A 14,450-nucleotide genomic window follows, 5' to 3' on the forward strand; every position below is an offset into this window, starting at 1 on the left:
TGTATTCGGACAAGCTGTATCAGTCTAAGCGTTACGACATTACCCACATTGTGGACCGTGTTGGCGGCGGCGATTCGTTTATGGGCGGATTGATTTACGGGCTAATCAGCTACCCGGCAGATGACCAAAAGGCTTTGGAATTTGCAGTAGCGGCTTCCTGCCTGAAGCACACCATCTATGGCGACTTCAACCTGGTAAGCGTACCGGAAGTAGAAAACCTGATGAAGGGAGACGGTTCGGGACGCGTTTCGAGATAAATTAAAAGACAATACAATCAACAAAAATTAAATAGTAGAGGTATGAAAAATCAATTTTCGCTAGAAGGAAAGATTGCCTTGGTAACAGGTGCATCTTATGGTATTGGTTTTGCAATAGCTTCGGCCTTGGCTGAAGCCGGTGCACAAATCATATTCAATGATCTTAAACAAGAATTTGTGGATAAGGGTATAGCCGCTTATGCTGCAAAAGGAATCAACGCAAAAGGCTATGTGTGCGATGTAACAGACGAAGCCGGTGTGAAAGCGCTGGTTGAACAAATCGAAAAAGAAGTGGGTGTTATTGACATCCTGGTAAATAATGCCGGAATTATCAAACGCATTCCGATGATTGAAATGTCGGCAGCCGAGTTCCGTCAGGTAATTGACGTGGATTTGAATGCACCGTTTATTGTGGCTAAGACAGTTATCCCAAGCATGATTAAAAAAGGGTCGGGTAAAATTATCAATATCTGTTCGATGATGAGCGAGCTGGGACGCGAAACCGTATCGGCATACGCTGCCGCCAAAGGTGGGTTGAAAATGTTGACCCGCAACATCGCTTCGGAATACGGAGAATACAACATCCAATGTAATGGCATCGGCCCCGGCTATATTGCCACTCCGCAAACAGCTCCTTTGCGCGAAAAACAAGCAGATGGTTCGCGCCATCCTTTCGATTCGTTTATTATCGCTAAAACTCCGGCTGCACGTTGGGGAGAAGCCGAAGACCTGGCTGGCCCGGCAGTGTTCCTGGCATCCAAAGCATCCGACTTCGTAAACGGACATGTTCTTTACGTTGACGGAGGTATATTGGCCTATATCGGAAAACAACCTTAATAAAGGAAGAAAGGGGTGTCTCAAAAAATCCTGTCATCCCGTGCTCGACACGGGATCTCCTAACAGAAGTTCAAACATTGTGCCTTTGTCAGGAGATTGCGGGTCGGAGCCCGCAATTGGAGCGGAGCGTAAATCGGCCTGAGCCAATGACAACTCAGAGAGACTTTTTTGAGGCATTCTCAATTCTCAATTACTAATTCTCAATTATTAATTATTAAATTCTATTTAGAGTGGCTAGATTTTCAAGAATACAAGTATGCAGGGCGGTAACAGAAACAGGTATGGTTCCTGTATTTTATCATAACGACCTGGAAGTGTCGAAGCAAGTTTTAAAAGCTTGTTACGAAGGTGGGGTAAGAGCGTTCGAGTTTACAAACAGGGGAGATTTTGCCCACGAAATTTTTGGTGAACTGAACAAATGGGCAGCCAAAGAATGCCCCGAAATGGTACTGGGTATCGGATCGATTGTAGATGCAGGTACAGCATCGTTGTATCTTCAGTTGGGCGCCAACTTTGTGGTAGGCCCCTTGTTGAATCCCGATATATTTAAGGTATGTAACCGTCGCCAAGTGGCATACGTGCCCGGTTGCGGAACGGTATCCGAAGTAGGTTATGCTCAGGAACTGGGCGCCGAAATAGTGAAGGTATTCCCGGGCGATGTAGCAGGTCCTGCTTTCGTAAAAGGAGTTAAAGCGCCTATGCCGTGGTCGAATATCATGGTAACAGGCGGTGTAACACCCACCGAAGACAATCTGACAAAATGGTTTAATGCAGGAGTTGCTTGCGTGGGTATGGGTTCAAACCTTTTCCCCAAGGATGTGATAGCTGCCAAGGACTGGGGTAAGATTACACAAATGTGCAAGGATGCTTTTGCCGTAATAGCAAAAGTCAGAAAATAAATTAACTTTAAAACAACATCTATTATCATGACAAATCTGAATACAGCGTCAAAAATGACTAAGTTCCGCTGGGTAATGTGCGGTATGCTATTTGTAGCCACTACTATCAATTACTTAGACCGGCAAGTCCTCTCACTCACATGGGATGAGTTTATTAAACCGGAATTTCATTGGGACGATAACATTTACGGAACAATTACTTCCTGGTTCTCCATCTTTTATGCCGTTTGTATGCTTTTTGCAGGCAAATTCGTTGACTGGATGGGCACAAAAAAAGGCTACCTATGGGCAATCGGCGTATGGTCGGTCGGAGCATGTTTACATGCCGTTTGCGGAATCTTTACCGAATCGTGGGTAGGACTTGGTTCTGCTGCCGAATTGGCTCAAGCTACCGGTGATGCCGCCGTAGTAATAGCTACCGTCAGTATGTATGCATTCCTTGTCGCCCGTTCGGTATTGGCGCTGGGTGAAGCCGGAAACTTCCCTGCGGCTATCAAAGTAACTGCCGAATACAATCCGAAGAAAGACCGGGCTTTTTCGACTTCAATTTTCAATGCCGGCGCTTCGATAGGCGCGCTTATTTCCCCTCTGACCATTCCGGTTTTGGCAAAAGCTTACGGCTGGGAAATGGCTTTTGTAATCATTGGAGCGCTCGGATTTATCTGGATGGGATTGTGGGTTTTCTTGTATTCCGCACCCGAAAAGAGCAAATTTGTGAACAAAGCCGAATTGGATTACGTTTTGCAAGATAAAAACGAAGAAGCCGAAGAACCGGCTGCTGCCAACGCCCCCGAAAAGAAGATTAGCTTTGCAAAAGCGTTTTCTTACAAGCAAACATGGGCCTTTGCCTTTGGTAAATTTATGACCGATGGCGTATGGTGGTTCTTCCTGTTCTGGACTCCTTCGTATCTGAACGCCAATTTTGGCATCAAAACCAGCGAAGGCTTGGGTATGGGGCTTATTTTCACGCTTTATGCCATTACTACTGTGTTGTCGATATACGGCGGAAAATTGCCGACTATTTTCATCAACCGTTCGGGACAAAATCCTTATGCGGCACGAATGAAAGCCATGTTGATATTTGCATTCTTCCCGCTAGCTGTGCTGTTGGCGCAACCACTGGGCGAATGGTTTGGCCCTTCACTCGGTAGAAATGCGGCCTGGTTATCGGTTTTAATGATTAGTTTGGGTTGTGCGGCACATCAGGCATGGTCGGCTAATATCTTCTCGACTGTTGGCGATATGTTCCCCAAAAGAGCTATTGCTACCATCACAGGTATAGGCGGTATGGCCGGTGGATTAGGTTCGATGTTTATACAAAAATCGGCCGGTGGTCTATTTACTTATGCTGCCGGAAGCACCACCGATCAAGACGGTAATGTGGTGGAAATGACCAAAGACCTGTTAGCGCAAGGAGCAACCTACGTGCAACAACCAATGACATTCCTTGGATTTGAAGGCAAACCTGCCGGATATTTCATCATGTTCATTTTTTGTGCATTGGCTTACCTTATCGGTTGGGTAGTAATGAAATCATTAGTGCCTAAATACAAACCGATTACGGATTTATAACACCTCCTCCAGCCCCTCCGGTGGAGGGGCGATTGAAATAAAAAGGGGGCTGTCTCATAAGTCTGTCATTCCGTGCTTGACACGGGATCTCCTAACAAACATCAGCTGAATGTCAGGAGATTGCAGGTCGGAGCCCGCAATTGGAGCGGAGCGTAAATCGGCCTGAGCCAATGACAACCTCAGAAAAAGACTTTTGAGACAGCCCCGTTTTTTTTACAGACGTCCAATTTGGGCGTCTCTCTTTTTTAAATTACTTTTATGCATCCGAATAAGTGGCATGAATATATCTCTTTTCAACATAAGCAGGCAACAAAGCAATATCTTCAAGGGTATCGCCATTACATTTATTGTTTTCCACAACATTATACATCACACAACGGATGCCGGTTTTAATGAAATGGGTTTCGAGCCCAATCGTTTTCTTGATTTAGGAGTAGCCATTTGGAACAATCCCGGATTTATATTCAATGGCTTCTTCACTTATTTCGGCCATTTTGGGGTGCAGGTATTCCTCTTTATCAGCGGATATGGCTTGGCTAAGAAATATTACGAATTTCAGAAAATTCCATACAAGGCCTATTACCGGCAAAGATTGATGAAGATTTATGGCTTATTGATTTTTGGGATCGTTGTCTATACCCTTGTGTTCCGCCTGCCTTTCGATCCGGATTCCCTCAATTCCGATTATTTAAAAGGCGTTCTACTGACATTAACCACCCTCCGAAACCTGTCGCATGAAACGCTTTATATTTTATCCGGCCCGTGGTGGTTTTTCGGATTGATTATACAGTTATACCTGCTCTTCCCATTCTTATTCAGGTACTTAAAGAAATATTCCGAGAAAGGATTTCTCTTCCTAATCTTAGGTTGCTATGTATTGATGTACATTAGTGTGGGAACTTATGTTTTGCTTTCCACATCGTTTCCTGCTATCAAAGAATTTAATTTCGCATTCTTTGGAAATTTCCTGGGTCATACGCCCGAATTTTTACTCGGAATGGCTTTTGCATTATTCCCGTCGTTCGGCATATCGAGGAATACCGTGCTTATTGCCGTGGCTGTATTTATTATTTCAAATATGTATATTGCTTTTTTTCCGCTGAGTTTTCTGGCTGCAACAGTACTTATGATGACTTTTTGCCATGCAGTTTATACGCATTGCCCCGACCGGATATTGAAAGCTCTTTCTTTTCTGGGAAAAATCAGCATGTGCATTTTTCTTTTCAATGCTCTTATAAGAAAAATTCTCTTGCCTCATTTTGCGGATAACCCTCCGCTGATTATCTTCCTGTGCTCAATTGCCAGTTATGGGGTAATCATTGTTTTCTCGTACCTTATGTGGGTTATATACCGGAAAGTTCAAGGTTTAAAGTTCAAGGTTCAGTAGGGAGCTGTCGCATAAGTATTTTTGAACGCGAATTACGCGGATTACGCGAATTATCGCAATTTATTTATTGTTGAAATTAAATTAAGATATAGTGGTTTATTTGCGTAATTCGCGTTCTCTCGAGACAGCCTCATTGAACCTTGAACTTGAAACCTTGAACTTTGAACTTTGAACCTTTAGTTTTTATACAAGCTCTTCCACCACGCCGGATCATCTTTCAGCCATTTGGCAAACCAGGCATAAATAGAGTTATTCCATTCGATGCGCCTTTTGTAATTTGCAATGCCGTGGTTTTCGCCTTTTACCTGTATAAATTCGACGGGGCGTCCCAATACTTTGAGGGCGGTGTACATTTGGACGCTTTCGCCGATGGGTACGTTGGTGTCCTCTGTGCCATGCAGCAGCAGCAAGGGCGTATGTATTTTATCGGCATTGAACAGCGGACTTTGTTCGACATACAATTCGCGATTATTCCAAGGATAGCTGTTTGCGCTGGCTCCCGAGCTGTAAGTATATCCCCAGTAACCCTCGCCCCAATAGCTCGAAATAGAACTTATGCCGGCATGTGAAACGGCTGCGGCAAAAATATCCGTCTGCGTTTGCAGGTACATGGTCATAAATCCGCCGTAGGATGCGCCGATGCAACCTATCTTTTTTTCATCGACAAAGGGATGTTCCTTTACAAATTGCTTCACTCCCTCAATAATATCTTCCGCCGTTCGCTTGCCCCAGGCATTGACGTGGAGCGCCGAAAATTCCTGTCCGTAGCCAATCGTCCCGCTCGGTTGAAGGACATAGACCACATAACCCAGGGCGGCATACACATGCATCGGGTAGGAATGGTCGAATGCGCGGATTGTTGGCGTTGTTCCACTATAATAATAGACTATCATCGGGTATTTTTTAGTCGCATCAAAATTCGGTGGCAGGTAGTAGCGTCCGTCAATCAGGGCATCGGCAGAGGAGGTGAAACGCCAGTCTTTTACCTCGCCCAACTTAAGCGATTCAAAGGTTTCCTTCATGGGGTCGGCCATCAGAACCGATTTTCCGGTTTTCGGGTACAGGACATAAGCCTTTGTAGAATTGGATATGCTCAATCCCGAGTAGGCAGCAACCGGCGCATTATTTGCCAACGAGAACGAACGGATAACCTCCTCATTCAGATTCAATTTGGTAAAAACCTTTCGTTGCGGATTGCAAGAATACACAGCTTCGGCATCCCGGTCGGTTACCTGCATATAGAGCTGATTGTCCACGATACTCCACGAAATCTTGTTTACCGAGGGGGCAAAATCGACCGTAAGCTGTTCTATCTCTTTGGCGGAAATATCCATAATAAACACCTGTATATCGTAGCTGTTGGGAATTTCGCCGTTTTTCAGCTGCCGACCTGTATCGCCAAAAGCTTCGGGAGCGCCCATAATAGCCAGCTTACTTCCATCCGGCGAAAAAATCGCCGAATAGGCAAACGCTTCATCCGTCCACAAGGTATCGGCAGTCATAGTCTGCATATCCAAGCGGAACATGGAGCTCTTTTCAAAGGGGCGTTCGCTTGGCGTTTCGGCGCTTGTGGAAAACAGCAAATAGCGCGAATCGGCGCTGATGTCGTTGATGTGGGTGGTGTGGCTGCCAAAAGTCAAGCGCTGTTTCAGACCCGAAGCTATATCGAATTTGTAGATGAAATAGCGGTCGAAATAGCCTGCCTGCCGGTCTTCGGGAGAAGCCAGCAATTTTAAATCGCCCTTGCGCTCATCGTTCGATTCCTTTTCCGACAACAATAAAAATTGCTCATCGGGCGAAAAATAAGTCGAATAAAAATCAACCGGAGGGAAATCCTTTACCAAAATATTTTCGGCAAATGTTTCGGGATCGACCGTTATAAGTTGTCGTTTGTCGCCCGTAGTTTGCAGATAATAAAAGCGGTTCGATTTGGGCATCCACTTCAGTTGTTTGTCGCCCAAATAGCTGTGTTTATTGGTTTTTGTATCCGTCAACTCGGTATAATTCAAGGTTTTACCATCATTGCCTACCGACCTGTAATTTATCAGCAGAAAACGCCCATCGGGAGAGAGGTTGAGGCCTGTAATGCGGGTTCCGGCAAGCACATCCTCAATAGTTGCGAGCCTTTTGCCATCGTAACCTACTTTAAAGTTGGTCAGCGAATCGCCTTTAGCCGGTTCAACGGAAACCTTTACTCCGGCAGGAGCTATATCGGTGGATGAGCTGAGGTATTTTATAGCAATCGTATTGGTTTGGGGAAGGGTCGTAAACTCTTTTTCGGCCACTTTGGCTAGCTGAATACTGTCCTGCACGGAAGTTTTCGACAGCTCTTTTTTGCCGTTGATGTACAACTCGAACATGCCCGGCGAGGCCACTTTCAGCGTAGCTTTGCTGTACCGGTCGGCAGTCAGCTGAAAAGAGAGGAACTGAAACCGGGCGCCTTTCTGCGGTTTTTGGAAATAAAAAAACTCTCGCGTAATATCGGCTCGCACCTCCTCCGTAAATTCGTTTGGGGAAGGAATATTCACATACGTTTCCAAAAGGTTTTTCGTCTCGAATTTTTCACCCTTCAGGTTAGCGCTGTCCACCATAAACGGCATCACCACATCGACAGGCTTAGCCACCCGAATTTTTTCCAACGAAATTTTCTTCTGCGCAAAAACGCCGGAAACAACAAACACAAAAGCCAGCAGTAAAAAATAGTTTGATTTCATTTTCCCTTTATTTTGAGTGATATTTTAAGTGGTACAGGTACGGATTTATTCCCTCCCATCCATCAAATAACAAACCACCGCCCCTGCCGTATAGGCCAGTATATCGCCCCAGCTGAAAGAGCTTCCCAATACAATGGTTAACAACCTGTTATCCTGAACGCCCAGTACTTCTACCATCCTGAAATATTGGGCAACTTCGATGGCGCAGGCAAATAGCAATACGCCGGTGGAAAGATAGAGCGGTTTGGTTTTTACAAAGGATTTGACAAAATAATAGAGCAGAATGACCACCAACACATCTCCGCCGTAAGGCCTTATAAAGCTATCATTAACAAACAAGGCGATGAGAACCTCGGCAATAAACAGGAGGACAAAAACAGCTAACCATTTGCTACTGAACCGGAAGCGCATATCAATTAGCCAATTTTGCCTTGAAGGCCATGGCGTAAAACTTCATCTGCTTCACCATCAACACCAAGCCGTTGGAACGGGTGGGCGAAAGGTGCTCTTTTAGTCCGATTTTGTCGATGAAATACAAGTCGGCATCAATAATTTCGTCGGGAGTATGTTCCGATAATACCTTCATTAGCAGGGCTATGATTCCTTTTACGATAACGGCATCGCTTTCGGCCCTGAACACTACTTTGCCATCAACGTAATCGGCTTGTAACCAGACGCGGCTTTGGCAACCGGCGATCAGGTTATTCTCATTTTTACTTTTTTCGTCCAGCGCATCAAGAGAATTTCCCAGCTCAATTAATAAAGCATATTTGTCCATCCAATCGTCGAAAACGGAAAACTCTTCTATAATTTCGTCCTGTACTTCGTTTATTGTAGCCATCACAATCTTATTTTTCTTTATAAATAACCTCCAAAATAGTCTGTCCCACAGCTTTTAGTGTTTCTTTGCTGATAGTGTTCATGTCGTCTTTCAGCGTATGCCAATACCATCCGAAGCCCGAATCGCTGTTTTCATCGTAGTGGATGATGTCGATACTGGGTATCCGCCTGTCGGTGTTGACCGGAAGGTGATCGTCCGTAATAGCGCCGCCATCCTTATCCCTGAAATATTTTCCATATCCCAATTTTCGGGCCGTACTCCATACTTTTTCAACAACACCGCCCGCATACCTTCGCGAAAAATATTCCTTTGCAAAAACAGCATCGGGCGCTCCCACCATATCGAGCAGAATGCCGAAACGCGCTTTGTAATCTTTTATATGGGGATTTTTCGCCCAATACTGCGAACCTAGGCACCATGTATTACCGTCCCCTCTGTAACCGGCAAACGAGGGCGCGCCATAATCCTCCGCATCGGTAAAAAATATATCTACGCCAAGCAAGGGTTGGTTTTGCTGAATAATGCGGGCAACTTCGAGCAATACCCCTACCCCGCTTCCGGCATCATTTGCACCCAATACCGGTGTATGGTGATTCGCCTCATTGGGGTCGTGGTCGGCAAACGGGCGTGTATCCCAATGTGCAAAGAGCAGGATTCGGTCTTTCTTTTCGGGCGAAAACGAGCCGATGATATTCCGCGCCTTTAATATTGTTCCATCAAAGGCTTTCAGGTCGGCTTTTTGTTCCGTTAGTTCAGCGCCCAACCGCTTTAATTCGGAGACCAAATAGTCGCCGCAAGCCGTATGCCCTTCCGTATTCGGCACACGCGTACCAAACGAAAGCTGTTTATCGACAAAATAATAGGCGCTATCGGCATTAAAATCGGGTGAAACTTTCGCATAGCCCTCTCCCGATTTCTGCCCATTATCGGTTATGGCCTTGTTGCCGCACGAAAAAGCCAGCAAGCACAGCACAATTCCTATAAAATAAATGGTTTTCATTTTCATTTGGTTTGTTTAATGTACAAAGATACGCTAAAAGTTAATTAGCAAATGAATTAATTAGCAAATTCGATAATTAGAAGCTTTCCCCCTTAACACCAGCAAGCCTGCCATTGTTATTAATGCATTCAGCATCAACACTTCGTAGCCCATTTTGTAAGCATATTTTCGCTGTAAGAAATAGTCGATGGCATAGCACACAAATGGCGACAGCACACACACCACCGGCACATACTTGTCCTTGATACTTATTTTGGTGAACAAGCCAAAGCTAAACAGCCCCAGCAAAGGCCCGTAGGTATAGGAGGCCAGCACGTAAATGGCGTCGATGATGCTGCTTTGTCCGAGGTAGTCGATAATTACAATCACAATGCCAAACAACACACTGATAAGCACATGCACCTTCAATCGTGTGTTTTTGGCTTTCGCGGCATCTTCTCTTTTAACATCAAGCAAATCTACACAGACCGTTGTTGTTAGCGCAGTTAGGGCTGAGTCGGCGCTCGAAAAGGCGGCGGCAATAATTCCTACCGTAAAAAGCGCCAACACCGGAAAACCCAAATAACTTTCTGCCAAGACCGGCAATATTTTGTCCGACAAACCGGGTAGCGCAATTTGCTGTTGCGAGGCAAATACAAGCAACAGTATTCCCAGCGACAGGAACAAGAAATTAATCGGCGCAAACAGCGAACCGTAGGTTATCATATTTTTTCGGGCATCCTTCAACGATTTGCAGCTCAGGTTTTTCTGCATCATGTCCTGGTCTAAGCCCGTCATGACAATGGTTATAAATATGCCGCTGAAAAACTGTTTGAAGAAGTTTTGCTTGCTTCCCCAGTCGTCAAAAACAAAAATGCGGAAATGCTCGCTATGCCGTACAACGTCTATTACTCCCGTAAAATTCAGGTCGAGTTTTGTGGCTACTTGCCATGTAATCAAAGCCAAAGCTACTGTGAAACAGAGTGTTTGCAGCATATCCGTCCAGATAACGGTTTTTATACCACTGCGGCGGGTATATAGCCAAATGAAGAGTATGATTCCCGACACCGTTACCGAAAATGGTATCCCCCAACGGGCAAACACCAGCGATTGCAGTATCATAGCCACCAAATACAACCGGGTAGCCGCGCCAAGCAGTTTCGACAGGATGAAAAACAGGGACCCCGTTTTGTACGAATATTTACCGAAACGTTGAGCGAGGTAGCCATAGATGGTTATCAGGTTCATCCGGTAATAGAGGGGCAACAGCAGGTAGGCCACAATCAGGTAGCCAAAGAAAAAGCCAAAAGCCATCTGCATGTAGGTCATATCGCTCTCGCGCACCCAGCCCGGAACCGAAACAAAGGTAACACCCGAAATGGATGTCCCAACCATGGCAATAGCCACCGCCCACCAAGGCGATTTACGATTGCCGGTAAAAAAAGCATCGTTGTCGGAAGCTTTGCGGCTGACAACCACCGAAATCAAATACAAAGCGGAAAAATAAACCGCGATTATTAATAGTATTGTTGTTCCCATGTTTTTTTTAATTAAGCCCCTCCAACCTCCCCGAGGGGAGGCTTTTAAAGTCCCCCTACGGGGGATTTAGGGGGCTAAGGTGTTGACTCCAATCGTAACTTTAGCCCCGTCGAGAATAACCGCTCCAAAATTAATAAAAACCTTGTCGCCGGCATAAATATTTTCGCCATAATCGCAATAAAACGGTAGCTCGAAATGGGCATTCTTTGCCGAATTGGGACAAATTTCGTTCATCACTTCCACAAACTTATCCGTATAATATTCCGTTACATTCAGTTTGTGCAGGAGTTTTTTTTACTTTGGTACGCACCGCTATCAGCTCCTCGCCGTGTGCATCGTAAGGCTCTCCGCGGCCATCATTTTTTCTTTTTCGGTTTTCATTCTATCACTATTTTTGTTATTTCAGCCAATTGTTCCACCGTGTGAGTTGGCACAAAATCCCCGGGTTCGTTCCGCTCGGGATTGTACCATATCTGGTCGATGTTGCCGGCTTTGGCGCCCATGATGTCGCTGTTCCAGTTATCGCCGACCATTACCACGTTTGAAGCCTCTTCGCCAATCTCTTTCAGGGCATGATGAAACAGCGCAGGGTCGGGTTTATTCACACCGATGCAATCCGACAGGATAACCTTGTCGAAGTAAGGAGACAATCCGGCGCTGTCCATTTTTTTGTACTGAACTTCGGTAAAGCCATTCGAGAGAATATGCATCGGAAAATGCGCTTTCAGTTCGTCCAGCAACTCAAAAGCGCCATCAATAACCTTGGTTTTCAGGGCAACCCTGGCCAGGTATTCCGTATTTATTTCAAACGCTTTCTCCGCAGTCAGCCCCTCAATATGACGAAAAGGCGTATAAAAGCGCAAGTTCATCATATCATCCTTCGTAACCAGTTTCCGCTCGTAAGCATCCCACAGCTTCAGATTGTGGGGAGAATAAACAGCATAAAATTCGTCGAACTTCTCGTAATAGTTGCCGAAAGAGTAAGCACAGTAAATCTCCTCTATCGCATCGCGATTATTCTGAGCGGTATCCAGTAGCGTGTGGTCTAAATCGAATAAAATCGCCTTGTATTTCATAGGGGCAAATGTAGTTTAAAAAAATGAGAAATGCACCCCCTCCAACCTCCCCCGAAGGAGGAGGCTTTTAACTCCCCTCTTTTGGAGGGGTCGGGGGAGGTAAAAAATACGACATTTTGTCATTTCTCATTCAATTTTGAGTTTGGCACAGCATTTGATAGATATACAGTGTTGCTGAAAAGCGAAGATGAATAAATTAAATAATAAATATATAAAAACTAATTAATATGGGAAAAATAATTGGAATAGACTTAGGTACCACCAACTCGTGTGTGGCCGTAATGGAGGGTAACGAGCCAATCGTTATCGCCAACAACGAGGGCAAAAGAACAACGCCTTCAATCGTTGCCTTCATCGAAGGAAACGAACGCAAAATAGGAGACCCTGCTAAACGTCAGGCAATAACCAACCCCGAAAAAACCATCTTTTCCATCAAAAGATTTATGGGTGAAACATGGGATCAGGTACAAACCGAAATCAACCGCGTCCCCTACAAAGTGGTGAAAGGGGATAACAATACGCCTCGCGTTGATATTGACGGACGCCTCTACACCCCGCAGGAAATATCGGCAATGATTCTTCAGAAAATGAAGAAAACAGCCGAAGATTACCTCGGGACAGAAGTTACGGATGCGGTTATCACCGTTCCGGCCTACTTCAACGACTCGCAACGTCAGGCAACCAAGGAAGCCGGCGAAATTGCAGGGCTGAAAGTTCAGCGTATTGTAAACGAGCCAACTGCGGCAGCGCTTGCCTATGGTCTGGACAAAAAGAATCAGGATTTGAGAATCGCCGTATTCGACCTTGGTGGCGGTACGTTCGATATTTCGATTCTGGAACTGGGCGACGGCGTGTTTGAAGTGAAATCGACAAATGGTGATACACACCTTGGCGGAGACGACTTCGACCAGGTGATAATCAACTGGTTGGCCGAAGAATTTTTGAAAGACGAAGGCCTCGACCTGCGCAAAGACCCCATGGCGCTTCAACGCTTGAAAGAAGCTGCCGAAAAGGCGAAAATTGAACTTTCGAGCGCGACTTCCACCGAAATCAACCTGCCATACATTATGCCGGTGAACGGTATTCCAAAGCACTTGGTAAAAACGCTGACACGCGCCAAATTCGAGCAATTGGCCGATGCGCTTATCCGCAAATGCATCGAACCATGCCGCAAAGCATTGAAGGATGCCGGTTATACAGCGTCCGACATCAGCGAAGTGATTCTGGTAGGTGGTTCAACGCGTATTCCGGCTATCCAGACCGAAGTTGAAAAATTCTTCGGAAAAACGCCTTCAAAGGGTGTGAATCCCGACGAAGTGGTAGCAGTGGGCGCTGCCATACAAGGGGCCGTGTTGACAGGCGAAGTGAAAGATGTATTGCTGCTTGACGTTACGCCCCTGTCGCTCGGTATCGAAACAATGGGTAGCGTGATGACCAAACTGATAGAATCGAACACCACCATACCTACACGCAAAAGCGAAACGTTCTCTACGGCTGCCGACAATCAACCATCGGTACAAATAAATGTACTGCAAGGCGAACGTCCGATGGCGAGGGACAACAAACAAATAGGCGTGTTTAATCTGGACGGTCTTCCACCGGCGCCACGCGGTGTGCCTCAAATTGAAGTAACATTCGATATTGACGCCAACGGTATCCTCAAAGTATCGGCAAAAGACAAAGCAACCGGCAAGGAACAATCGATCCGCATCGAAGCCTCCTCGGGCTTGAGCGATGCCGAAATACAACGGATGAAAGACGAAGCCGCCGCCAACGCCGAAGCCGACAAGCAAGAAAAAGAACGTGTGGACAAGCTAAACCAAGCCGACTCGTTGATTTTCCAAACAGAAAAACAACTGAACGAACTGGGCGACAAAGTTCCAGCCGACAAAAAAGCGCCCATCGAAGCAGCCCTGAGCAAATTGAAAGATGCCCACAAAGCACAAGACCTGTCCGCAATAGATACCGCCATGGCCGACCTGAACACCCTGTTCCACAACCTCAGCCAAGAGATGTACAACGCCACAGGCGGCGCAGAAGCAGGCCAAGCCCAACAAAGCAACTCCCAATCGAATAATGATGGCGATGTTACTGATGTTGAATTTGAGGAAGTGAAGTAAAAGTCGATTACAAACGATAATCAAATATAGGAAAATAGCGGTAAATTATTGATTTACCGCTATTTCTATTTTAAATAATTATCGTTGATAATGCTTGTATGTCGTTTATTTATCATATATTTGTACCAGATTTGTATCGCGCCTTATTTAGTTAGAATGTGCGCCTAGTACAATCTTATAAGTTCTTATTAGTACTTATTAAGTATGTAAAATGAGATAAAAAACGATA

At 45.4% G+C, this 14,450-nt stretch carries 13 protein-coding genes; 6 read left to right on the top strand and 7 right to left on the bottom strand.

Annotated elements, in window-relative coordinates:
* The 5 genes from ACYPWY_RS11995 to ACYPWY_RS12015 all read left to right on the top strand — a co-directional run.
* Window positions 1-257: PfkB family carbohydrate kinase (locus ACYPWY_RS11995; protein ID WP_459685766.1), on the top strand; the 257-nt coding region annotated here is incomplete at its 5' end.
* Between the two features lie 42 nt (window positions 258-299).
* Window positions 300-1,094 (top strand): gluconate 5-dehydrogenase, encoded by a 795-nt coding sequence (locus ACYPWY_RS12000; protein ID WP_459685767.1) that lies wholly within the window; start codon window positions 300-302, stop codon window positions 1,092-1,094.
* Window positions 1,095-1,324: 230 nt separating this feature from the next.
* On the top strand, window positions 1,325-1,993 hold the full coding sequence (locus tag ACYPWY_RS12005) for a bifunctional 4-hydroxy-2-oxoglutarate aldolase/2-dehydro-3-deoxy-phosphogluconate aldolase (RefSeq protein ID WP_459685768.1): 669 nt from the start codon (window positions 1,325-1,327) through the stop codon (window positions 1,991-1,993).
* 27 nt (window positions 1,994-2,020) lie between these two features.
* Window positions 2,021-3,565: an MFS transporter gene (locus tag ACYPWY_RS12010; protein ID WP_459685769.1), complete on the top strand. Its 1,545-nt coding sequence runs from the start codon at window positions 2,021-2,023 to the stop codon at window positions 3,563-3,565.
* 277 nt (window positions 3,566-3,842) lie between these two features.
* Entirely contained in the window at window positions 3,843-4,952 is a 1,110-nt protein-coding gene (locus ACYPWY_RS12015; RefSeq protein ID WP_459685770.1) for an acyltransferase family protein, read from the top strand.
* Between the two features lie 176 nt (window positions 4,953-5,128).
* On the opposite strand, the gene ACYPWY_RS12020 is transcribed toward ACYPWY_RS12015, so the two are convergent.
* The 7 genes from ACYPWY_RS12020 to ACYPWY_RS12050 all read right to left on the bottom strand — a co-directional run bounded on the left by ACYPWY_RS12020 (window position 5,129) and on the right by ACYPWY_RS12050 (window position 12,101).
* The gene (locus tag ACYPWY_RS12020; protein WP_459685771.1) at window positions 5,129-7,666 is read right to left on the bottom strand and encodes a S9 family peptidase; all 2,538 of its coding nucleotides are present in this window, start codon (window positions 7,664-7,666) and stop codon (window positions 5,129-5,131) included.
* Between the two features lie 45 nt (window positions 7,667-7,711).
* Window positions 7,712-8,077: a ribosomal maturation YjgA family protein gene (locus ACYPWY_RS12025; protein ID WP_459685772.1), complete on the bottom strand. Its 366-nt coding sequence runs from the start codon at window positions 8,075-8,077 to the stop codon at window positions 7,712-7,714.
* A 1-nt stretch (window position 8,078) separates the two neighbouring features.
* Window positions 8,079-8,507 (bottom strand): SufE family protein, encoded by a 429-nt coding sequence (locus ACYPWY_RS12030; RefSeq protein WP_459685773.1) that lies wholly within the window; start codon window positions 8,505-8,507, stop codon window positions 8,079-8,081.
* 7 nt (window positions 8,508-8,514) lie between these two features.
* On the bottom strand, window positions 8,515-9,513 hold the full coding sequence (locus tag ACYPWY_RS12035) for a M28 family peptidase (RefSeq protein ID WP_459685774.1): 999 nt from the start codon (window positions 9,511-9,513) through the stop codon (window positions 8,515-8,517).
* 54 nt (window positions 9,514-9,567) lie between these two features.
* Window positions 9,568-11,025 (bottom strand): sodium:solute symporter, encoded by a 1,458-nt coding sequence (locus ACYPWY_RS12040; protein WP_459685776.1) that lies wholly within the window; start codon window positions 11,023-11,025, stop codon window positions 9,568-9,570.
* Between the two features lie 66 nt (window positions 11,026-11,091).
* The gene (locus ACYPWY_RS12045; RefSeq protein WP_459685777.1) at window positions 11,092-11,259 is read right to left on the bottom strand and encodes an LbetaH domain-containing protein; all 168 of its coding nucleotides are present in this window, start codon (window positions 11,257-11,259) and stop codon (window positions 11,092-11,094) included.
* Between the two features lie 143 nt (window positions 11,260-11,402).
* Window positions 11,403-12,101 carry a YjjG family noncanonical pyrimidine nucleotidase gene (locus tag ACYPWY_RS12050; RefSeq protein ID WP_459685778.1) on the bottom strand — a complete coding sequence of 233 codons (699 nt, stop codon included), beginning with the start codon at window positions 12,099-12,101 and terminating at the stop codon, window positions 11,403-11,405.
* Between the two features lie 227 nt (window positions 12,102-12,328).
* Between ACYPWY_RS12050 and dnaK the strand changes: the two genes are divergently transcribed.
* Complete coding sequence (gene dnaK / locus ACYPWY_RS12055; RefSeq protein ID WP_459685779.1) at window positions 12,329-14,221, top strand: molecular chaperone DnaK; 1,893 nt, start codon at window positions 12,329-12,331, stop codon at window positions 14,219-14,221.
* Window positions 14,222-14,450 lie beyond the last annotated feature (229 nt).

The sequence above is a fragment of the Viscerimonas tarda genome (assembly GCF_054601255.1).